The sequence below is a fragment of the Coleofasciculus sp. E2-BRE-01 genome (assembly GCF_040221695.1).
In the GTDB taxonomy this organism is placed as follows: Bacteria; Cyanobacteriota; Cyanobacteriia; order Cyanobacteriales; family Coleofasciculaceae; genus Coleofasciculus.
Window position 1 is genome coordinate 16,978 of record NZ_JAVKEA010000236.1, and the last position, 23,360, is coordinate 40,337.

Here is a 23,360-nt window from a genome sequence, read left to right on the forward strand (position 1 = left end):
AATTAGAGTGCGTAGTGCTATAAATCCCTAAGTAGTCGGACAAAAAAACAACACCGTACTCAGTTTTGTCAACAAGCCTCAACCCCTTACAAATGACCAATGACCAATGACCAATGACCATCTCCACCGTTCACGTTAATTATGTCCACCCACTTATGACTACCTCTATTCCACTTCTAGAAAACTCCTCTGTTTTTTTAAGCAACATTCGCTCTCGCCTCAAAGAACGAACCTTACTCTTTCGCTATTTAGCCGAAATCAATTTAATTTTTGGCGCTTGGTATCTCCACTGGCGGATTACTCATTCGATTAATACCAATGCGCTGTGGCTATCCATTCCCCTACTTCTCGCCGAAATTTACTGTTACGTAGGCGGTGTCATGTTTTTACTAGGATTATGGCGACCCATCGTTCGCAAAGTCCGCTCATTGTGGCAACTTTCCCCACCCTTACCCCCAGCAGAATTTCCCACTGTAGATATATTTATCACCTGCTACAATGAACCCCCAGAATTAGTCGAAAACACCACACGCGCTGCTTTAGCCCTCAATTATCCCCTCACCAAACTATCAGTTTACGTTCTCGATGATGGGAATTCCCCCGACTTGCGAGCCATGACCGAAAAACTCGGTTTGGAGGACTTACAATCGCCCATGTTGCAACAAGAAGCCGAGCGCCTTAATACCGAGCGCTGCGAGTTAGAAAATCGGCGTCAGCAACTGAAAAATTTAGCCCGAGAAATTTCCCAAGCCGAGCAATTTTTAGAATCCTTCCAACTTACCGTCAATACCGACTTTAATGCCTTATCTCAAGTTTTATCCTGGTTTGAGCAATTACACCAACCCAGAATTCCCAATTCCGTCTGGTTAGAATGTCAAACCGTACTCGCGGAAGGATTTGATAACGCCATTTCCCACGCCCATAAAAACTTGCCCCCAGAAACGCCAATTACGCTGGAAGTCTCTATTTTCACCCAATCCATAGAAATGCGAATTTGGGATAAAGGAATCGCCTTTGATTTAGAGGGTCATGTACTCAATAACCCGAATCCAGTCGAGGAAACCGCAGAACGGGGGCGTGGCGTCAATATTATGCATCAAGTGGCGGATTATTTGAGTTATACGCGCACCTTAGATAATCGCAACTGTTTGCTCATGATTAAAACCTATTCTCCCCTGTCCGAGGTTGAGCAAGATTGTCCCTCCTATACCGTTACCAGTTATCTCAAAAGTCTGCGGAATTGGCTGCGCGTCTTAAATCCCACTTCGCAAAATTTGAGCAGTAATTTAGCGTCTGAAATTAGAAGCGTCGAAAAAGCAATTTACCAAAAAGAGTTAGAACTTAGTAACTTAGTTCGCTGTCGCTACATTGCGCGACCCAAACCCAAAGGCAAACCCCACCATGCCAAAGCAGGTAATATCAACTACGCGATGTTTTCCGGCGAAACCTCTGGTGATTTTATCCTCACCTTAGATGCGGATCACATTCCCAAACCGCAATTCTTACAACGAGTTCTGCCCTACTTTTATACCTATAATCTCAATACCGGGAAATACGAAAGCAATCAAATCGCCTTTGTCCAAACCCCCCAAGCCTTCTATAATATCCCTCCCGGTGACCCCTTTGGACATCAAGCCCACTTATTCTACGGACCCATTCAACAGGCAAAAGATGGCATGAATTCGGCGTTTTACACTGGAACCAATGCCGTGTTAAAACGCGAGGCATTAATTAGTGTCGGCTTGCAAAACTTTGCCGATGAATTCGCCGTGGATCAAAAACGGTTAGCCGAATTTGATTTAGTAGGAGGTGTCTCCAGTAACAGCATTACCGAAGACATGAATACCGCCATGCGCCTCCATGCAGCGGGGTGGAAATCTGCCTATCACCATGAAGAATTAGCGACAGGATTAGCCCCCGATGACTTAAGTTCTACCCTAAAACAAAAGCTACGCTGGGCGCAGGGAACCCTCCAGGTTCTTCTGAGAGAAAATCCCTTCGGTAAACCGGGGTTAACCTTTTGGCAACAGTTACAATATTTTCAAACCATGTACAGCTATTTCTCTGGCTTTGCTACGGTTGTTTTTCTCATCTGTCCCATTATTTATTTCTTCACCGGAATTATTCCCGTTCAAGCTTATGGAGATGAATTTGCCATCCACTTCATTCCCGCCTTTGTTCTCAACCGTTTAACCTTTATCGCCGCAAGCTGGGGGATTCCCGCCCGGGAACTGTGGCGTTCGGAGCAATACGCGATCGCGTTATTTCCCCTATTTATCCAAGCGGTTTGGAGTGTCTTCACGGGACGCCAGATTAAATTCCAAGTCACGCCCAAGCAGCGTCAATCTGGGATGTATCTTCGGTTAGTTTTGCCGCAGTTAGCGATAGTTATACTCACGATTATGGGAATACTATGGTGTCTGTATCGATTAGCAATGGGAGAGTTAGAGAATCCTGGACTTTATCTAATTAATGGGCTTTGGGCAGTTTACAGTTTGTCCCTGTTATGGGTAATTATCCGAGCGGCTATTTGGCAACCCAAAGCTAGCCGTAACTAGGTTATCAGTTATCAGTTACCAGTTATCAGTTATGGGGAGATGGGAGAGATGGGGGAATTGTAGGGGCGGGTTTCACTACTATCGTTTTTTTTACCCACCCTAATGTCACTAAACCCGCCCTGTCTAAATGACCAATGACCAATGACAAATGACCAATGACCAATGACAAATGACAAATGACCAATGACCAATGACAAAGTAAATTTATTCACAACAAAGGAGTCATGCAAATGAGTAAAACCATTAAAGTTGTTCAACCTGCTGGTATCTTAGACGGCGTAAGCGTCAATCAACTTCGGCGTGAAGTCAATGATGTTGTTGAAAGTGGTGCGAATATTGTTTTGGTTGATTTTCAGGAGGTCACGTTTATGAATAGTACAGGGTTAGGGGCTTTAGTTGCCACGCTAAAAACGGTTCAGGCGGCTGGCGGTCAACTGTTTATCTGCTCGCTTTGTGACCAAGTTAAGATGATTTTTGAACTGACAAAAATGAATCGCGTGTTTAAAAGTTTTGCCAATCGAGAGGATTTTGAGCGTCAGATTACTCCTGTCAGTTAATCCAATTAACAGGCAAATCCAAATGTAGGGGCGGGTTTAGGAACTCAAGTAATGGGAAAATCACTACATTGAATACAAAACCCGCCCTTCCCCAGTCTTGAATCCAAGCAATAAGCTCAATCAAAAATACCCCCCTTATGCTTAAGCAGAGGGCGGGTTTTGTTTTTCAGTTAGTTCTGAGTAGCCGATTTTAGTCCCTAAACCCGCCCCTACAAATTGTTCCTTGACGACTAACTAACTCTTCCTCATCTCCCTCATCTCCCTCATCTCCCCCATCTCCCCCATCTCCCCCCGCTGCCCCTGCTGCCCCCGCTGCCCCTGCTTCCCCTGCTCCCCCTGCTTCCCTATCTCCCCTCTTGACAGGTGGGTCTAGTGTGAGGTAAGTTAATATAACTAAATAGTAATTTAGTAAATAAACAACACAAAGCAGCCCAAGGGAGATGAGCCGATGTTATTTCGTCAACTATTTGACAGTGAAACCAGCACCTATACCTATCTCATCGCTGATTTAGCTACAAAAGCGGCGATTCTAGTCGATCCAGTGAAAGAACAGGTTGATCGCGATCGCAAACTCCTCGATGAGTTGGGATTAACCTTGCAGTATTGCCTGGAAACGCATATTCACGCCGATCACGTCACCGGAACAGCGCGATTGCGCGAGTTGACTCACTGTCAGGGTGTGGTTCCTCAAAATGCCTCGGCTGCTTGTGCTGACCGCTTTCTGGCGGATGGTGAGGTGTTAAGGGTGGGTTCAGTTGAGATTGTTGCGATCGCCACACCGGGTCATACCGATAGTCATAACGCCTATTTAGTGAATCGCGATCGCGTCCTCACGGGAGATTCGCTGTTAATTCGCGGATGCGGTCGAACTGATTTCCAAGGCGGTGATGCAAGCACACTATTTCATTCCATAACTCAAAAGTTATTTATTTTACCCGCTGAGACGCTAGTGTATCCCGGACATGATTATCACGGACATACCGTATCCACGATTGGCGAAGAACAGCAATGGAATCCTCGATTAACGAATCGCGATCGCGCCAGCTTTATCGAATTGATGAATAACTTAAATCTTCCTGATCCGAAAAAGATAATGGAAGCAGTTCCCGCTAATGAACGCTGTGGCAAAGTAGCGGTGAACACCTAAAAGAAAAGGGATTCCTGTAAACATCTACACCAATACATTGAGTTAGACAAGTTATGCATATAGATAAGGAGAAAAACTCATGGTTTTAGCTAATGCCAATAACCTCCAAGAAATAGACGCCCAAACGTTAAAACAATGGCTGGATCGTCAACAAGTAATGCTGATTGACGTGCGGGAACCGGGCGAATATGCCAGCGAACATATTCCTGGGGCAAAATTAATTCCCCTGTCTAACCTCAATCCCGTCGATGTTAAACCAGAAACCAATCAACAGGTTGTATTGTACTGTCAAAGCGGGAATCGTTCAAAACAAGCCGCCCAAAAACTCTTCGACTGTGGATTTGAATCGGTAAATCATCTTCAAGGGGGATTACCAACCTGGAAATCCGCCGGATATCAGACTCAAGTGAATAAAAATGCGCCCATTAGTTTATTCCGACAAGTGCAAATTGTGGCAGGTACATTAGTGTTTACGGGAACTGTACTGGGTGCATTTGTCTCGCCTTGGTTTTTAATCTTGAGTGGTTTTGTTGGTGCGGGATTAGTCTTTGCTGGCGTCAGTGGCACTTGTACCATGGGGATGTTACTAGCAAAATTACCTTACAACCAACGAGTTTAAATGTGATAGGTCATTGATTTAAGCTTGGTGGGCATTGCCCACCCTATTACTTCGTAGATATGATGAAACTGGGGAAGGATAAGGGAATGATTAATTAACGAATGACAAATGACAAATGACCAAGGACAAATAACAAATGACTACTTGGATAATTGGGCTAATTCTCGCCGTCGGAATTGGCATTAGTTTGGGGTTAATGGGGGGTGGCGGTTCGGTGCTAGCCTTGCCTATTTTAGTGTATGTGATGGGGGTGGAAGCAAAAAGCGCGATCGCGATGACATTGGTAATCGTGGGAACCGTTAGCCTGATTGGAGTTATTCCTCACTGGCGACGAGGGAATCTGAATTTCAAAAAGGCGTTTATGTTCGGCGCGGCGACGATGTTGGGCGCATATTTTGGGGCAAAGTTAGCCTTTTTTGTCAGCGGAACAGTCCAGCTTCTGCTGTTTGCAGTAATGATGATTATTGCGGCGGGATTCATGATCCGCAAAAGCAGTAAACCGACTCAACCTGATAACGACTTGCAGTATTATCCTCAACCCGTGTGTAAATATTGTTGGCTGTGGATGCTAACTGAAGGGTTAGGTGTGGGCGTATTGACGGGTTTAGTCGGGGTTGGGGGTGGATTCGCGATCGTTCCGGCATTGGTATTATTAGGAAATACGCCGATGAAGGAAGCGGTGGGAACGTCATTATTAATTATTGCCTGTAACTCGGTGGCTGGATTTCTAGGATATTTTGGACAGGTTCCCCTAGATTGGGGATTAATGGGTTCATTCATTGTGGCGGCAAGTGTGGGAATTATAGTTGGCGCATATTTGGCGCAATATGTCAAAGCCCAACAATTACAGCAAGCCTTTGGTTATTTTTTAATTGCCGTAGCCGCGTTTATTTTAGTGCAAAATCGTCAGGTGTTCACATCAGGACAGAATCAGACGGACTCAATCAGAAAGCCAGGGGTTCAGATAGCTTATCGATAAATTTCAGGTTTGATGAATATTCGTTGGCGCTTGACTTTTTTTGTCGTTTCCGGTATTATTTCATCATGGGAAAATGTGCCGTCCTATAGACCCAAATAACCCAGAATCGGTAGGGTGGGTTAGGCGGTATTCAATAGAGAAAACAAATCCTTGAACTAGATATCCGCCGTAACCCACCAAGTTACCGTTGCTAACAGTGGAATAACAGAATATAGGACTAAGGTTCCCCACTACGAACCCAAGCTAATCTACCCAATTATGCGTGCCACGCCAGTAGGGTGGGTTAGGCGGTATTTAATAGAGAAAACAAATTCTTGAATTAGATATCCGCCGTAACCCACCAAGTTATCGTTGCTAACAGTGGAATAACAGAATAGAGGGCTAAGGTTCCCCACTACGAACCCAAGCTAATCTACCCAATTATGCGTGCCACACCAGTAGGGTGGGTTAGGTGGTATTCAATAGAGAAAACAAATCCTTAAATTAGATATCCGCCGTAATCCACCAAGTTATCGTTGTTAACTGTGTAAGTAGGTTGGTGGAAATAAACTCAACCTTCTGAAGTTATGTTAACAAGCCTTAAACCCTGACAAATGACAAATGACGAATGACGAATGACGATCCCCACCGTTAACTTTAATTGTCCCCACCTACTTATTCCCCGTTGCCTGTTGCCTTTTTCGCTACAGTTAGCAGTAAGCTGGTTTACGGCGTTCGTCACAAGTGATTATGGCAACCATCAACGATAACTACCTGAAACTCAAAGCAGGCTACCTGTTTCCCGAAATTGCCCGCCGGGTGAATACCTTTGCTGAAGCTAACCCGGATGCCGATATCATTAAACTGGGAATTGGCGATGTTACCGAACCCTTACCCGAAGCCTGTCGCACGGCGATGATTCAGGCGGTAGAAGATATGGGGAATCGGGACACCTTCCGAGGCTATGGACCCGAACAAGGGTATCCCTGGCTGCGGGAGAAAATAGCCGCCCAGGATTTTCAGGCGCGGGGATGTCAGGTGGATGCATCGGAAATCTTCATCTCCGACGGTTCTAAGTGCGATACAGGTAATATTCTGGATATTTTTGGCAAAAATAACAAAATTGCTGTAACTGACCCCGTTTATCCCGTCTACGTGGACACGAATGTGATGGCGGGACATACTGGAGAGGTGAATGAGAAGGGTGAATTTGAGGGATTAGTCTATTTGCCGATTAGTGCCGAGAATAATTTTACTGCCCAGATTCCCTCTCAGAAAGTGGATTTGATTTATCTGTGCTTCCCGAATAATCCCACAGGCGCTACTACGAGTAAGGAAAACCTGAAGGCGTGGGTAGATTATGCCAAAGCCAATGGGTCAATTATTTTCTTTGATGCGGCTTACGAATCGTTTATCACCGACGAGAGTTTACCCCATTCTATCTATGAAATTGAGGGAGCGCGAGATTGTGCGATCGAGTTTCGTTCCTTTTCTAAAAATGCGGGATTTACGGGAACTCGTTGTGCGTTGACGGTGGTTCCTAAAACCTTAACCGCCAAAGCATCAGATGGTTCAGATGTAGAACTTTGGAAGCTATGGAACCGCCGCCAGTCTACAAAGTTTAATGGGGTGTCTTATATTGTCCAACGAGGGGCGGAAGCGGTTTATTCAGAAGCCGGAAAAGCCCAGGTGAAGGCGTTAGTTAGCTTTTATTTGGAAAACGCCAAAATTATTCGTCAGAAGTTAACGGAAGCGGGATTAAGTGTGTATGGTGGGGTTCATGCACCGTATATTTGGGTGAAGACACCCAATGGTTTATCCAGTTGGGATTTCTTCGATAAATTGCTGCAAACCTGTTATGTTGTCGGAACACCCGGTTCCGGATTTGGGGCTGCGGGTGAAGGCTATTTCCGAATTTCGGCGTTTAATAGTCGGGAGAATGTGGAAGAGGCGATGAAGCGGATTACTCAGAAGTTTAAGGTGTAGACTCTAGCAGAACTCCGACTCCTTCAAGTAGTCGGAGTTCTATAAGCTGTCATGCATTTAAATTGGGTATTAGTAGCGAGCAAGATGCTCGCACTACAATGATTTTGCAATTATAGTTTGGCAAATCCGTACAGGTTGGATTGTGCTATTTGATTCAGATGATTGGCACACCCACTGTTGCTCACTTTCCCTCGTGGAAAGTATTCTGCTTTCTCCTGCGAAGGAGAGATGAACCAGTGCCTAGAGTACCTAGAGCTAAGAGTCCGAGAGTGGAAGTAGGTTCGGGAACCGAAGTAGAGTCAGAAACTAAACTGTAGGTTACATCGCCTTCAAAAACCCCTACACCACTACCAATGTTTCGATATTCAAATTCGGATTGACTTGCTAAGAAAATTGATGCTCCAAATTCAAAACCAAATGCATCTTTCGTTCTCAATGCCAAACTATCTTTTCCCCATTGAGGAAAAACCCCGCCCACCCAAAAAGGAGGTGTTATTCCTGGAATACACACATCAGTAAACTGACAGGTTACATCGTCCAAAGTATATTCAACTCCATCAAAATCAAACTCAAATTCCGTTAGAAAGAATTCCTCAGAACCATAACCAAAACCGACTGGTGTCGATTCATTGTCATAACTAAAAGAGCCAGTAAAACTCTGCCCAATTAGATCTCCCGATGTAATATCAACGGTAAAGTCATAAGTAATTATGCTAGCCTGAACTGGATTGGCTTCAGTTAATAAGAAGCCTAAAGCCAAGGTAGTGCTGGCTGCAATTGTGGTCTGAAAGTGGTGGTAATGTTTCATGTTCATGACTATTGAAAATTTTAGAGTGTATAAAAATTTTACATCTTCTCTTGCAAAGAAAACTTGCCAACGATTTGTAGATTAACTTGAAAACGATCAGATAATCCACGGCGTTCTAGTGCCTGAGAAATTGCCTTGTGTGACAGAAGCATTTGTTCAATTTGTTTGTCGTGAGAGAGGCTTTTAGGGTGGTTGCGATAGTAGTAGAGTGGTCGCTTGACTTGCCACACTTGTGTTACCTCAGAGAGGCGCAAGCACAGATCATAGTCTTCTACTGATTCAAACACTTCATTGATTCCACCTACTTGGTCGTAAACTGAGCGGCGGATTAGTCGGAAGTGGAAGATCATGAAATCAACCAGTAGTCGCTCTTTGGAGTAGGGAATTTGACAACGCCTTCCCTGTCCCTTAATCCTTCCTGCCTCATCCATGACCATATAGTCAGTGTAAACCAACCCCACCTCTGGATAAGTGTCGAGGATAGCCGCCGTCTCCTCTAGGGCGGTAGGGGCGAGAAAGTCATCGCTATCGACCTGTCCAATATAGGCTCCAGTTGTCCCATTGATCGCTGACTTCAAAGCTTGTCCCTGTCCCAGATGTTTGGCTTCTACTAATCGGACTCGTGGATCTTGCTGGGCATAGCTATGAGCTATTTCTACGGAGCGATCTGTAGAACCATCATCCCAGATTAATAGCTCAAAGTTTTTTCTAGTTTGTGCCAAGACGCTATCAATTGCCTGACTGAGGTAACGTTCGCGGTTATAGACGGTGATGATAACTGAAATAGGGACTGGCATAAACTAGACCACAAACTCTGATTTCGACGTGCGATCGCGCTCTTGAAATGTGCCGAGTCGGCGTCAGCCTCATTTTAGCAAACTCCAGTATTAAGTGCCAAAAGCGCTTGAAGCAGGGGGAGCAAGAGAATGGTTCTCTCGCTGGCTCTTTCTCCTGTTAATCGGGTAGGGTAACGCTACCCGCCCAGTTTAAGTCAATCCTTTATTCTTCTATAGATTCATCAACTGAGAGGTCCGATTCGGGGGGATTTTCCACCGTGAGATCCAGTTGATAATCAATCGGTTCATCCGCATCAGATACCACCACAAACTCATAGAACCCCGATTCCGGCAATTCCCCGGAAAAGCTGTGCTGGCGCGAATCTTCCAGGAATATTGTATTACCTGTGGGACTATAGATCGAGAATAAGGCGTCAGCGTCACTGGAGAGATCCACATCCATAAACTGATCTGCCGCTAACTCGGCGGTAAAGGCTTTACCTTCTCCAGGTTGCAGGGTTCCACTCAGTTGTGTGCCAGTCTCACCCGGTTCAAAAATAATCCGTTCTAACGCCTCTCTGGATTGCAACGCCTTGACTGTATCCGCAACAGTGGCTTGCCAGATTTGACCCATCGGTTGATCCAGAAATTCTGATCCAGTTTCTCCTTCTTGTTTAGGGAATACGCGGAAAAACTGGGCATCGGCGATGTCATATAATGCTCGACTACTGACACGTAGACGATTGACTTGACGTTTCCAGCGATCGCGATCCGTTTGATCATAACTGCCCAATTCTGACTTGGCTTGACGACTCAGATCAAGCTGTTCAATCTGGGTGAGTACATTTGCTGCGATTCTATCCCAGGCTTCTCGCAGCCTAGCATCGTCTGGATCGGTACTTAACGGATCTCCCCGTTGTGCTGGGTACTCATTCCAAAACGCTTCATCGACTACACTGACATAAAAGTCATAATCGATCCCCAGATTCATCCGTCGTTGTCGCAGGGTTTGCTTGCGTTGTCGTTCTTCCAGCGAAAAGTCGGAGGAGGGTTCAGGTTCGTCATCGTCCTCTGGTGAAATCACTGGGTTCTCAAAGTCCTCGACTGTCGGCGTAGTATCGGGTTGGTCAGATTGCAGTTGGCTGTCAATCCAGAGATTACCCGCCCACCAGCCAAAAGCACCGGCTGCCAGAATAAACCCTAATACTAGGATCAATTTCCCCAACCAGCCTAAAGCAGCGTTATTATTACCACTGGGCGCAGACCTCTGGGCAACAGGGGCAGGGGGGGATTGTGGCGCCGGTGCAACTTGACCCGGTGAAACCGCTACAGTTGCTTGAGTCTGCGGTGATGGTGGCGGCGGTGGAGAGTATGCCTGTGGGGGGGACTGAGAATTCAGCATCTGTAAGACTTGATTCGCGCTTTGGGGGCGATTACGGGGATGGGGTTGCAGCAGTTGTTCGAGGATATGGCTGAGAGTGGGGCTAAGAGGAATGGCACTAAAGTGCCTACTACGATCCCAAGTTAAGGTGTGGGGATCGATGAGTTCAGAGGGTTCTTTCCCGGTGAGTAACACCAAGACTGTTGCCCCTAAAGCGTACAAATCGCTACTGGCAGAAATAATCCCCCCTTGCATTTGTTCGTGGGGGGCATAACCCACTTTACCCAAGCGCGTGGCTGTAGCTGGGGATGATGCCATCACCTGAGAGGCTACCGTAGCAGCGATTTGCTTAACTCCACCAAAGTCAATCAGTACAGGCAATCCATCCTTTTGACGGATGATAATATTCTCCGGGGAAATATCTCGATGAATCACGCCTAGGGAGTGGATATAGTCCAAAACTGGTAAGATTTGGCGTAATAGTTTGAGAACTTCGGTTTCGTTAAACCCTAATCCCTGATTCCGACGTGCCTCTAAGATAGCGCGACAGGTTTGTCCAGCAATATAGTCTTGGACTAAAAACAGGCGTCCTTCTCCCTGCTGCTTCACTCGCAGCAGTTCTCTAAATTCGGGGATTTGGGGATGTTTCAGTTTGTAGAGAACCCCAGCTTCTCGTTCAAACAGTTCTGAGGCTTTCTGTAAGGCAAACGTCCCTTGCACTTGTGGGGCGAATTCCTTTAATACACAGGCTTCACCGAAGCGATTCAAATCTTGGGCGAGATAAGTGCGTCCAAATCCCCCATGTCCCAATTCCCGCACAATCCGATAGCGTCCCGCCAAAGCCAGTCCCGACTCCCTGTTGCCATTGTTTGCTTGATCTAGCTTCTCACCACAGTGGAGACAAAAGCGACTATTGGGGGGATTTTCGTGACCGTGAGAGCAATGTAAGGGCTTCATGAATCCAGAAGTGGGCTACGTGAGTGAAGAAGGCGGAAGGCGGGCAATAGAGGAATGACCACTAAGATCATTACATGGTTGTAATTGTAGCCTCTGGATTTTTCTGAACTTCTATCATGTCCGCGTCAACCTGCGGACTAGCGCCGTTTTCTGAACTCGCGGCGGACTACTGGGGAGCCAGTCTAGGATAGCCCAAAACGCTCAAGTAGGTTAGGAGCGATCGCGAAATCCAACACATTATTCTAAAACCCTTGATACACCGTAGTGGCTTGACACAGCTAAAATTGTGGAATAGATTTGACCATTGAATCGGGCGCAAGTCTTTGCGCCCCTACAGTTTCCGGGCGTAATTCTAATTCATCAAATAAGGTGTGCCACGCCAGTAGTCAGTTGAATCGGGCGCACGTCGGTGCGCCCCTACGGTTTCCATTCATCTTGCTTAGGTAAAGTAAAATAACACTTGTGAAGCCAACGCGGATATCAAGTCAATATTAGGAGTGTTTTATGCACCTGCAACGAATTCGAGTTCCTGATTTCCGGGTTTTAAAGGATGTTGACATTACCTTTGAAAAGGATTTTGTCCCTAGAATTTTCCCCTTGGGCAGTCTAAATGGTGGTGGGAAGAGTACACTACTGCAATTAATTTTTACTCTACTTCACTGTTCGACTGATCCAGACAAGAAACATTTTTTACAAAATTTGCTATATGGATTCAATATTCGTGAAGACTCTCCTAAGAGGACTTTGGCTATCATTGATATTTGGAATAACAATAAAAATGTGATTATTGATTTTTTTGCTTGCAAAGCATCTTATGTTAAACAGCAATGGAAAGTGAATTCTGATTTGAATTTAACGACCTATTTTCCAGATTCTCTAACAATTCAAATTTTAAGCGAAATAAGTCTTGAACTTGACACCGTAGATCAACAAGGCATAGAAGCCAAAATTGAAAGCAGTATAAAATATTACAAAAAATACAAAAATGAAACAATTAACACAAAAAAATTACTGAGAGATTACTCCAAGTGGCTACAGGAAATCAAGCCATTTTTACCAAAAATAAAGAATTACATAGAATTCAACCATTTAATGTTTATTTCTGACTATAGAGTTAATGATCAAGAGGAAAATATTTTTCTATGCCGTATTGATGGTCTGAATATTCCAAGTATTTCACATTCAAAATCATTTTTAAATAATTTGTCAGAAAATATATTTATTACTGCTCCTTTAACTCAAGTATTTATTTTTATGTCTAAAAAGGATAGAAAATTATTATTTAAGACAGAAGAGATTGATAGTAATGATTATTATTCAATTATAAAAAATACCAAGACTCAACTTATGAATTTATTTACTTATGATTTTTTAGCTGTAGATCTTTTGATACGGACTTTTAAAGATGCCCGCGATCGCGATTTCAGAGAAGCGATAGAAACAGGGGAGTATGGCAATCATTATCAAAGACTTAAAAATGAGTTAAACCAGATGTTATTCAATAAAAAGATAAATATAGATAAAGACCTTAATGGAGTGAACTTCACACTAGATAGGAACGGTGAGACTATCGAACTCTCCCCCGAAGACCTTAGCCATGGAGAGTTGAAACGGTTAAGCATTTATATGTGGCTCAAACATCATAACATAGAAGATGCTATTGTATTGATGGATGAAATAGAAATCGCATTCCACCCTGATTGGCAATATCAAATTATTCGAGATTTACAAGAATGGGCACCGAACAATCAATATATTTTAGCAACCCACTCTTATGAACTCTGCCAAGCCTTAACTCCTGCCCATGTTAAAGAATTGGAACCTAAACTTATCAAGCAATACCCCGAAAACTAGACATGAGTTTTAGTCCAGAACAGTTACAACGCCACTGTGAAATGATTCTTCATTATCCCAGAATCCGGAATAAAATAGTTGTTCTCTGTGAAGGTAAAGGGGGTATCTGGGATCTGAAGGGTAGACCATCACCACAATCTTATCGAAGAATGGCACAAATGCCAGATGCTAACTTTTATAATGCCTGTGTTCCTAAGTGGTGGCGGCACTATCGACCTGAATTCTTTAATTGTGGCGATCGCACAGATGTACTCAATACTTACTTCACGTTATTACAGTTACACGATAAAGATAGCGCTAACTCCTCTTTAAGTCCAGAAAAGCTTTTTGCGATTGTTGATTTAGATTTATACCCTAAAATGATTGATGATTATCTGTTTCCAGATACAGAGGCAATTTTTCAGGATCTGTATGAACAAGCCAAGGTCAATCCTAAAAATGCAATAAATCATCGAATCTGGGTGACAGGGTTTATCTATAAGGAGTCCTACTTTCTGTTCCCGGAACTCCAACCCGTATTTGATAACTTTTTCGCTACTCCAATGTATAAAGATAATCCTGCTTTGCTGAAAAAGATTTATCTTGATATGGCAGATGGAATCAGTAATGATGCTAATTTGCGAGATAACTTACAACGAGCATCAGAACGTCTTCGCTACTGTTCTGGATTAGATTGCCAGGGAGTGAATGAGTTGCGAGATTCCTGGAAAGATGAGTTTCAAAATGCCCCTGATGAGCAACGGAAGCAGGAGTTGATTTTTGCCTTATTGACGATTAAACAAGTAAAGGAATACTGGAAACAAATACATCCGCCTGATGATTGGAATCGCTCAAGTGAGGATAATCGAGGTCAAATGTATCGAGATCAACTTTCTTTAGAAATAGGGCGATTTTATGCCGAAAAAAGTAGTGATGTTCAATATCATCTTCCGTTTTTCTTGAAAACCTTATATGAAAAGGATTGTCAGCAGCGCGGTTAACCAGGTATCTGATAAGAAAGCATCATTACAATGGCGGGAGTGCATATCCACTTTGTAGGGGCGCACTGACGTGCGCCCGATTTAACAGTAAAATCTATTCCACAATTTTAGCTGGGTTACGCCAGTAGTGACGTGGCACATCTTAGGTTGTAGGTTGGGTTGACGACTGTTACCCAACAGAATATAGGGCTAAAGCCCTTACTACAAGCCCGCGCGATCGCACACCGTACACCCTACCCCGACACTCCTGCTGTTACAATTTTTTTGGGTAAAAATTTTATAGATTCAGCAAATGGCATCGCTAAGAAACGTTTTAGTATCGGGGATACTGCTGTTCCTGCTATCTCCCTTAGTTGCTTGTTCCCCAGCTTCTGAAACGGGGAATGAGACAACGGTTGAACCCTTAATCGCTGGGGCGATTCCCGATCAAGATCCGGAAAAGTTGCAACGGCTATATGACAAGTTAGCGAATTACCTGGAAACGGAGTTAGGTGTACCCGTCGAGTATAAACCTGTCACCAACTATGCGGCGGCGGTGACAGCGTTTCGAGTCGGGGATCTGGATCTCGTCTGGTTTGGTGGCTTAACTGGCGTACAGGCGCGATCGCAAGTTGAAGGCGCAGAGGCGATCGCCCAACGGGATATTGATGCTGAATTTACCAGTGTATTTATTGCTAATAAAAATAGTGGACTACAACCGATTCAGGATATCCAAGAATTATCCAAATTAAAAGGATCAACCTTTACCTTTGGCAGTGAATCATCCACATCAGGGCGGTTAATGCCTCAGTATTTTCTGGAACAAGCCGGGGTGACACCAGAGGATTTCCAGGGAGAGGTCGGTTTTTCCGGTTCCCATGATACCACAATTCAACTGGTTGAAGCCGGGAGTTATCAGGCGGGGGCATTAAATTCTCAAGTCTGGAAAAGCCGCGTGGAAGCCGGAGACGTGGATTTAAATAAAGTGGATGTGATTTGGGAAACGCCAACCTATTATGATTATCATTGGGTGATTCATCCCGATGCCAAGTCACGCTATGGCGAAGATTTTTCCCAGAAAGTGCAAGCCGCCTTACTCAAGCTTAACCCGAATAACCCCGAACACCAAGAAATTTTAGACTTATTTGGTGCTGATAAATTTATTCCCACAGAAAATTCCAATTACGCTCAAATTGAAGAAGTCGGTCGTCAAATTGGCAAAATTAAATGAGCGATTCGTCGCCAATTTTCCAGCTAAACGGTGTAACTCAGCAATTTGGTCGCTTGACTGCCCTAACGGAGATTAATCTCACGCTTTACCCTGGAGAACGGGTGGCATTAGTTGGGTCAAGTGGGGCGGGAAAAAGCACCCTATTGCGTTTGTTGAATGGGACATTGCAACCAACCCAAGGAAAAATTTGGGCATTAGGGTACAATCTTTCCCAAATTTCAACTCGGAGATTACGCCAAGTGCAACGGCAAATTGGTACAGTCTATCAGCAGTTTCATTTAGTGGATAATCTGCGAGTGATTCACAATGTTAATGCTGGACATTTAGGACGGTGGTCATTGTTTAAAGCCGCTTTATCTCTGTTATTTCCGTTAGAGGTAGAAACAGCGCATCAGGCGTTAACTCAAGTGGGAATTCCGGATAAACTTTATACCCGCACCGATCAACTTTCTGGTGGACAACAGCAGCGAGTGGCATTAGCGCGAGTTCTCATCCAAAATCCCTTAGTGATTTTAGCCGATGAACCTATTTCTAGTCTTGATCCGGAGTTGAGTCGAGAGGTGATAGAGTTGCTATGTCAAATGAGTGAACAGGGTGGTAAGACTTTGGTTACTAGCCTACATTCGGTTGATTTTGCCCTGAGATATTATCATCGCCTTATTGGATTAAAAATGGGAAAGATTTTATTTGATAGTTCAGCTAAAAATGTTTCGACAGAAATGATTAATCAGTTGTATAAAATATAATACAGCGCTTTGCGCTCTCCATAAAGTACAGTAGATCAAAGTCCCCCTTTTTAAGGGGGATTTAGGGGGATCGACAATGTACCGCATAGCAGAGCAAACTGCTGTATAGCAACCGCCATAGCTGTTAGGACACATCATTTATGTAGAGACGTTGCATGCAACGTCTCTACAATGGTGCCGAAAGTCCTAATCGATGTGTCTACTGCTATATCATAAATTACATTATATTTAAGCCCCTAAACTTCTTGCTTAAGTACGACTAACGTAATATCATCAAAAACTTTTTGTTTGCCAATAAAGTGCCGCAGATTATCAATAATCGCATCTTTAATGACTTCGGCGGATTTATCCCAGTTTTGACTAATCACATCACACAATCGATCTAACCCATATTGTTCGTTTTCCATATTTTCAGCTTCAGGAATGCCATCGGTATAGAGAACAATGCTGTCACCAGGATGTAATTCAATTAAAGCCCGATCAATAAAATCAGCAATGTCATCATCTAAGGCGATCGGAAATCCCAAATCCATGGTATCAATTCGTTCGATAATTCCTCCAGCACGCACTACGATAGATTCTTCATGTTGACCACTTATACTAACTTTGCCATCGGTATAGTTGAGAATGGCTAAGGTCAAGTTACGATCCGAGTTCATCCGTTGCACATTTTTGTAAAGCGTGCGATTAAGGGTATCGAGAAACTTCACGGGATCACGTTCCCGAATTTCATCTAGGGTACGAACAACGGTTTGGGTCATCATCATTAAAATACCACTTTCTAACCCATGTCCGGTTACATCGCCAATACCAACAGTAACCACATTATCTGTGCAGAGGATGTCGTAGTAATCACCACCAACTTCGTCAGCCGGTTCCATAAACCCAGCCAGATCTAATCCTTCAATGGCTTCTAATTCATCAGACGTGGGCAGAATCATGTATTGCAATTGACGGGCGACGTCAAGTTCAGCACCCATCCGCAGGTTTTCGGCTTTGAGTTGTTCGTTAAGTTGACCAATTTCCTGATTAGCGTGGGCGAGTTCAGCGGTGCGTTCTTCCACTTTGTCTTCTAAGTTACGGGCATAATCTTCTAATTTTTGATAGGAAATCATCAGATTTTGCCACAAAACCTGACCGACGCTCAACGTAGCCGCAACAACTACTGCTAATAAAGGCGTAAATACAGGAACTAACCAACCATAAATAAAGGCAAAATAGGAACTAGCAACAATAATTCCCACCGCGATCAATAACCCAAAAAGAGTCATCCAGCGTCGGCGGATATAAAAGGAGCCAAGTGTGGCACTGTATCCTGACCAAACAACAATCAGTAGCCAGTGTATGGGTTTTGTGGTTGCCCGTAACATGGGACGCCCTGATATAGCGGCGCTGAGAATCTGGCTGGTGACATTAGCGTGGATAACTACACCGGGTATTAAATCTGTAGGGACAGCTAGATTGCTATTATAAGGCGTGAGGTAGTTATCATTACGACTAGGCGCTTTTGCTCCAATAAAAATAATGCGATCGCGGAAGAATTTTTCTGGTATGCGGTTCTCCAAGACATCGGTCATGGAAATATTAGGAAAGCGATCCAATCCGCCGCGATAGTTCACCAGGATTTGATACCAACCCAAGTCCGATTCTTTGTAGAATCCATCATTTTTACTGAGGGGAATAAACGTAGCTTTGCCTAAACCGAAGATTTTTTTGTCAGGATTGATCGCTTCCAATTCAATCCCTTGGTCTGCCAAATAATCTAAAGCCAGTTTTACGCCAAAGCCTTGCAGTAAACCGCTCTCAGCTTCACCGAGAACCAGACTACGACGAATTTTGCTATCGTTATCCAGGAACATATCGTTAGCCGCCACTTGACCTTTGTCGGCTAATGTGGGTGGCGGGTCGATGGTATCTCCGGCAATTTTGGTAATTCCAATTAGGTTTGGGGTAGTTTTAAACACCTCAACCCGTTCATCATGTCCCGGTTCTACGGGTAAATCTCGATAAATATCTAACCCAATCACATTGGGGTTTTGGGCGTTGATATTCCGGAGTAGCTGTGCCATGACTTTATCCGACATGGGCCACTGCACCACATAATCAATATCTTCTTCATCAATCGTGACGATCGCAATTCGCTCATCAACGGGTTCTTGGGGACGCAGGAGAAAGAATTGATCTAAAATCAACCATTCTAAAACCCGAAAAATCCCCAGATAACTCCCAGCACTAATTAAGCCTGCTACAAAAAGCGTAATCCGTAAAACCCCTTTCCAGCGTTTCAATAATGCCTGTAGAAACGTGTCAGGGTTCATTTTAATTGTTGACCCTTCGCTTTGTTCAAGGGTTTGATTTTCAGTTTTGGTTAACGAGTCATCACCCATGTTATATTCGTTTCAACCCTGATCATGTTGTTTTATCCTTTCGATAAGTAGTGTCGTGGCACACCTTAATTGGTGGATTAGCTTGGGTTCGTAGTAAGGGCTTTAGCCCTCTCCAGCTATGCGTTAAAGCACTCTTCGTGCTTACTACAAACAAAGCCTCCTGCCTTCTAGAAAACAAAAGGTTGAGATGCGATCGCTTCTAGGTCAACTTGTTCTAGTAAATCGTGCCATTCGGTACTATAGGTTTCATTCGTCGGTTCAGATTGTTGAGCCTCAACCAAAACCTGCAACGTATCATACCAGATCCCTGCCTCGGCATACTTAGTTGCTAGCTTCACGGGAGATTCGACAAACTCTTGCTCATTGACCGTATTTTCAACCCGCTTCACCCATCCCGTCACGGCATAATTATCAGGTCGTAAAATTCCACCGGGTTCAATGGGAGCAAAATACCACAAATAATTCTTATCGATTTCCAATCCCGGTGTGTCTGGGGGTAGGGTAATCGCCATGACTCCCCCTTGGGGAGAGACATTCAATATGGTGTGGTAATGAGAATTCCCTGCTTCATCTTGGATACTAAAAAAGACCTGCTGTGCGCCAATTGGAGGTAAATAAACATAGATTGTGGGACGAGGTGAAACGGTGCGTCCGTGTTTCGTCGGCGGAACTAATGCTGTAAGTACGGGAGTGTCATTGACGGGTGTTGCTTCTGGTGCTAAGGCACCTAACACTTGGGGAACTGAATCTTGATTGGGGAGCAATAGTTCAACATCACCTCGGATATCCCCACCAGCACTGGTATAGGGGTTTTTCGCGTCAGCGGGTAAGCTAAGTTCTACCTCTCCTCGGGTTCCCCCAGCGACACCACTACGGGGTGCAGCACCACCCGGTAAGCTAAGTTCTACCTCTCCTCGGGTTCCCCCAGCGACACCACTACGGGGTGCAGCACCACCCGGTAAAGTCAGTTCTACATCTCCTCTAGTTCCACCTGCTACACCACTACGGGGTGCGGAACCACCCGGTAAGGTTAGTTGTACATCTCCTCTAGTTCCCCCAGCGACACCGCTACGGGGTGCAGCACCGCCAGGTAAGGTTAGTTGTACATCTCCTCGTGTTCCACCTGCTACCCCACTCCGCGGTGCAGACCCACCAGGTAAGGTTAGTTGTACATCTCCTCTCGTTCCACCAGCTACACCACTACGTGGTGCAGAACCACCAGGTAAGCTAACTTCAACATCTCCTCTAGTTCCACCTGCTACACCACTACGAGGTGCAGAACCGCCAGGTAAGCTAAATTGCACATCTCCTCTAGTTCCACCTGCTACACCACTACGGGGTGCGGAATCTTGGGGAAGACCAAACTGCACCTGACCTCGTACACCCCCACCAACAGGGCTTTTCGGAACATTATCGTCAGGAAGACTAAAGTCTACACTGATCAAGTTATCGTTGATGGGATGTTCCGACTCTAAGGGGACAAAACGTGCTAAAGCAGCATTGGCTGTTAGTAAGAAGACTGTCCCCGTTACTGTAGCGGATAAGAGAGTTTGGCAGATTGCTGGAGTCATGGTCAACTTTCCTTGAATGCTTAATAACCTATAGCCAATTACCGATCAGAACAAACGCTGCCCAAAAATAAGGGTGTTTGTATAAGGGTTCTTCGAGAAGAGTAAGCTGTGCTTGTCGCAATGCTTCCGCTTTGCTCACCTTCAGATCCGTTAGTTGGTGATAGAATTCCTGCATCATAATCGAGGTGGATTCATCACTCACTGACCAGAGACTGGCAATTGTACTTTTGGCACCCGATCGCAGGGCAAATCCTGCTAAACCTAATGTAGCTCGATTATCCCCGGCTGCGGTTTGACAGGCACTCATGACGAGTAGTTCAATCGGTCGCAGTAGCCCCAGCCGCCGTTTTTGAAAGATTAGATCGAAGTCTTCAATGGAAATGCGATCGCTCCAGGTGAGCAGAAAGGTTTCCTCCGGATTAGAACTGAATTGACCGTGAGTCGCCAGGTGAACGATGGGGAAGGATTCGTTGTTAATCAAGTCTTTGAAGGTGCCGAAGGAAAAGTTTTCATTGAATAGCACTTTAGAGTTGACTTGTTGCGACACTTGTGCTATCTCTTCATCAACTCCTGGTAAGGGACTGAACCCTTGACGCGCTTCGGTTAATCCAGCGGCTAATAAACTCAGTTCTTCTTGGGGGAGTCCTTGGGGAAACAGTTGTAATCCGGGACTGAAAACAATCTGATACTTTTGCAGGACATACTGTTCTCCATCATAGAGTGCCGCCATGGGTAAGTTGCGAAGAAAGCCATCAGGGACAAATACTAGCGTCTGGATATCTTGGCTAGCCATCGCTGCTTCAGCGGGTTGGATTAACCAGTTATACACCTGTTGAGAGAGTTGTAACCGTTCGCTACTCGGATAGCCAGGAGACAGGGCAGAATATAGTTGGGTCAGTGTGGATTCAACCTCAGCTTGGGTGAGTTGAGTGGCGTAATGGGTGAGGGGTTGATTGGGAATCGAGAGGATCACTTCCAGGCGATCGGGTAATATAATCGGATAAATTACCGCTGCTTGGGTATCAATTTCTTCCAAGGCAACCGGATGCGTATCTAAACAAGCATCTTGGAAAAAGTTATCCAGTTCTGCTAATTGCAACGCTTCCATAACATCACGGGCTTGTTGCAAGTTGGCTTGATTATCCCCCTCTTTTAACAGTAAGCTGACAAGTTGGCGATAGAGAGGTTCAATCCCTTCTTTAAAGTCGAACTGAACATCAGAACTAATCGCAACTAAATCACTGCGTAGGGATTGGATATTATCAAAGGCAATTTTATAGGCGGCGAGGGCTTCGCTGGTTTTGCCTTGTTTTTGCAGGATTTCACCCAATTGTCCCCCCGCCCGTGCTGCGATATCGTCGGCGTTAATTTCTTGAGCGAGTTTTAGTGCCTGTTGGGATAGGGTTTTGCTATCGTCTAATGTCCCATTCGCCTGATACAGTTGACCCAATTGATACAGGGCATAAGCTTCGGCTCTAGGATCGTTAATTTGTCGGGCTTGTTTAACCGCTTTTGCCAAGAGTTTTGATGTATCTACTGCTAAGGAATTAGACATCCCCGCTTGGTCGTATTTCATCAAACTATCTGCCAGATTAATTTGGGCATAAATCGCCGGACGCGAGGCAGACAGTTGGTTAACTTTGGTGGTGACAATTGGGATAAGTTCTTGGGCAACATCCCAGCGTTGTAACTCCACTGTCATTCGCAATTGATTCAGTTGTGCTTCCAGTTGCGTTAAGGAATCAGGCGTTAATTCGGCAGCTTGTTGATAGTACGTCCAAGCCACGGCATATTCCTGTAAATCTCGCGCTACATTGCCAATGCTAAACAGTGCCTCACTGGTATCCTGGGGTGAGTTTAACTGTTGACTAATTTGCCAACTGGCTTCCAATGCGGCTTTCGACTGGCGCAGTTGACCCAGAGTTTGTAATGCTACACCTAAACTTTTCAATCCCTTGGCTTTCAGCAGACTATTGGGTTCATTTTCTAATTCACTCACCAATTGTTCCAAGAGAGACTTTGCTCGTCGATATTTTCCCAAGGCTTGTAAAGCTTGCGCCTGGTTAATTTTGCTAATTAATTGTCCGGTTTGGTCATCTGCCTGTTTATAAATGGAGGCGGCTTTTTCCCAGGTATCTAACGCGGTTTGGCTTTGTCCTTGCAGCAGGTGAATGGTTCCTTGAGTATTCAAGGCTTGGGCAAGAAGTAAGCGGGTATTTTTGTCAGTATTGGGTTGGGATTTTAACAGATTTAAACTTTGTGCGATCGCGCTTTGTGCGGATTCCGTATTTCCTAACTCTTTATACGCCAACGCCAGGTAATTCAGCGCCTGGGTTTGTTTCAGGATAAACCCTTCTGCGGCATACGTCTCGGCTGCTTCTTGCCATACTCTTGCTGCTTGGTCAAATTGTCCCGCTTGATAATAAAGTTTCCCCTGTTCAACTAAATTTGATGGTTCAACCGTTTGGCTGTAGAGAGATTCCATGGGGGGTCCTAATTTTTCCGCCCCGTTCTCGACAATTGCCTCCGTCTGATTCCCCATATCCAACGGAGGATAAGCCGCCGTTGCGGGAACTTTTGGCGATTGTAACGATAGGGTGAGAAAAAAAGTACCCAGAATTAAAGCAATAAAAGAACGGGGGCGCTTGAGCCAACCCTTAATAATTTTGCTTATTTGAGAATACATTTTGCTCATGTTAATTCCTTCGCTGAGGATCAAGTCTTCATTGTCGTATCCGGTTTAAATTCGCCACAGTTTTCCCGGAATTTGGCGTTACTTAAGGCATCGTTTTAGAGTGCCGGTATAGTCTTGACAATACAATCAATTCCTGAAAATCCGCAATCAAAACATTGACATCCTCATCG

17 protein-coding genes are annotated in these 23,360 nt (G+C 44.7%); 10 read left to right on the forward strand and 7 right to left on the reverse strand.

All coding sequences use genetic code 11. The annotated features are described in order from the left end of the window. The first annotated feature begins 155 nt into the window (after positions 1–155). Entirely contained in the window at positions 156–2,558 is a 2,403-nt protein-coding gene (locus RIG66_RS32375; protein WP_446384001.1) for a glycosyltransferase family 2 protein, read from the forward strand. 29 nt (positions 2,559–2,587) lie between these two features. Here RIG66_RS32375 and RIG66_RS32380 read toward each other — a convergent pair whose 3' ends face one another. Continuing rightward, entirely contained in the window at positions 2,588–2,770 is a 183-nt protein-coding gene (locus RIG66_RS32380) for a hypothetical protein (RefSeq protein WP_446384002.1), read from the reverse strand. 18 nt (positions 2,771–2,788) lie between these two features. Between RIG66_RS32380 and RIG66_RS32385 the strand changes: the two genes are divergently transcribed. From RIG66_RS32385 to RIG66_RS32405, 5 genes are all read left to right on the forward strand, one after another. Then, positions 2,789–3,115, forward strand: coding sequence for an STAS domain-containing protein (locus RIG66_RS32385; protein ID WP_446384004.1), 327 nt, complete (start codon positions 2,789–2,791; stop codon positions 3,113–3,115). 448 nt (positions 3,116–3,563) lie between these two features. Continuing rightward, positions 3,564–4,262 (forward strand): MBL fold metallo-hydrolase, encoded by a 699-nt coding sequence (locus tag RIG66_RS32390; RefSeq protein ID WP_446384006.1) that lies wholly within the window; start codon positions 3,564–3,566, stop codon positions 4,260–4,262. A gap of 79 nt (positions 4,263–4,341) precedes the next feature. Then, on the forward strand, positions 4,342–4,881 hold the full coding sequence (locus RIG66_RS32395; RefSeq protein WP_446384008.1) for a rhodanese-like domain-containing protein: 540 nt from the start codon (positions 4,342–4,344) through the stop codon (positions 4,879–4,881). Positions 4,882–5,017: 136 nt separating this feature from the next. Further along, the gene (locus RIG66_RS32400; RefSeq protein WP_446384010.1) at positions 5,018–5,860 is read left to right on the forward strand and encodes a sulfite exporter TauE/SafE family protein; all 843 of its coding nucleotides are present in this window, start codon (positions 5,018–5,020) and stop codon (positions 5,858–5,860) included. Positions 5,861–6,589: 729 nt separating this feature from the next. Beyond that, positions 6,590–7,825 carry an LL-diaminopimelate aminotransferase gene (locus RIG66_RS32405; protein ID WP_446384012.1) on the forward strand — a complete coding sequence of 412 codons (1,236 nt, stop codon included), beginning with the start codon at positions 6,590–6,592 and terminating at the stop codon, positions 7,823–7,825. Positions 7,826–8,006: 181 nt separating this feature from the next. Here RIG66_RS32405 and RIG66_RS32410 read toward each other — a convergent pair whose 3' ends face one another. The 3 genes from RIG66_RS32410 to RIG66_RS32420 form a co-directional block, all read right to left on the reverse strand. Continuing rightward, a complete protein-coding gene (locus tag RIG66_RS32410; RefSeq protein WP_446384014.1) occupies positions 8,007–8,639 on the reverse strand; it encodes a PEP-CTERM sorting domain-containing protein in 633 nt (210 codons plus the stop codon). Between the two features lie 32 nt (positions 8,640–8,671). Continuing rightward, on the reverse strand, positions 8,672–9,430 hold the full coding sequence (locus RIG66_RS32415) for a glycosyltransferase (RefSeq protein ID WP_446384016.1): 759 nt from the start codon (positions 9,428–9,430) through the stop codon (positions 8,672–8,674). Positions 9,431–9,632: 202 nt separating this feature from the next. Beyond that, complete coding sequence (locus tag RIG66_RS32420) at positions 9,633–11,747, reverse strand: protein kinase domain-containing protein (protein ID WP_446384018.1); 2,115 nt, start codon at positions 11,745–11,747, stop codon at positions 9,633–9,635. 504 nt (positions 11,748–12,251) lie between these two features. Between RIG66_RS32420 and RIG66_RS32425 the strand changes: the two genes are divergently transcribed. The 4 genes from RIG66_RS32425 (at position 12,252) to RIG66_RS32440 (ending at position 16,537) form a co-directional block, all read left to right on the forward strand. Next, complete coding sequence (locus RIG66_RS32425) at positions 12,252–13,601, forward strand: AAA family ATPase (protein WP_446384020.1); 1,350 nt, start codon at positions 12,252–12,254, stop codon at positions 13,599–13,601. A gap of 2 nt (positions 13,602–13,603) precedes the next feature. After that, positions 13,604–14,581 (forward strand): hypothetical protein, encoded by a 978-nt coding sequence (locus tag RIG66_RS32430; RefSeq protein WP_446384022.1) that lies wholly within the window; start codon positions 13,604–13,606, stop codon positions 14,579–14,581. Positions 14,582–14,873: 292 nt separating this feature from the next. Continuing rightward, a complete protein-coding gene (locus RIG66_RS32435; RefSeq protein WP_446384024.1) occupies positions 14,874–15,791 on the forward strand; it encodes a putative selenate ABC transporter substrate-binding protein in 918 nt (305 codons plus the stop codon). Then, entirely contained in the window at positions 15,788–16,537 is a 750-nt protein-coding gene (locus tag RIG66_RS32440; protein ID WP_446384025.1) for a phosphonate ABC transporter ATP-binding protein, read from the forward strand. The genes RIG66_RS32435 and RIG66_RS32440 overlap by 4 nt, the downstream gene beginning before the upstream one ends. A gap of 236 nt (positions 16,538–16,773) precedes the next feature. Here RIG66_RS32440 and RIG66_RS32445 read toward each other — a convergent pair whose 3' ends face one another. The 3 genes from RIG66_RS32445 to RIG66_RS32455 form a co-directional block, all read right to left on the reverse strand. Then, on the reverse strand, positions 16,774–18,924 hold the full coding sequence (locus RIG66_RS32445; protein WP_446384027.1) for a CHASE2 domain-containing protein: 2,151 nt from the start codon (positions 18,922–18,924) through the stop codon (positions 16,774–16,776). Between the two features lie 167 nt (positions 18,925–19,091). Beyond that, positions 19,092–20,495, reverse strand: coding sequence for a DUF928 domain-containing protein (locus RIG66_RS32450; RefSeq protein ID WP_446384029.1), 1,404 nt, complete (start codon positions 20,493–20,495; stop codon positions 19,092–19,094). Positions 20,496–20,523: 28 nt separating this feature from the next. Next, positions 20,524–23,181 (reverse strand): CHAT domain-containing protein, encoded by a 2,658-nt coding sequence (locus RIG66_RS32455; RefSeq protein WP_446384031.1) that lies wholly within the window; start codon positions 23,179–23,181, stop codon positions 20,524–20,526. Positions 23,182–23,360: the final 179 nt, after the last annotated feature.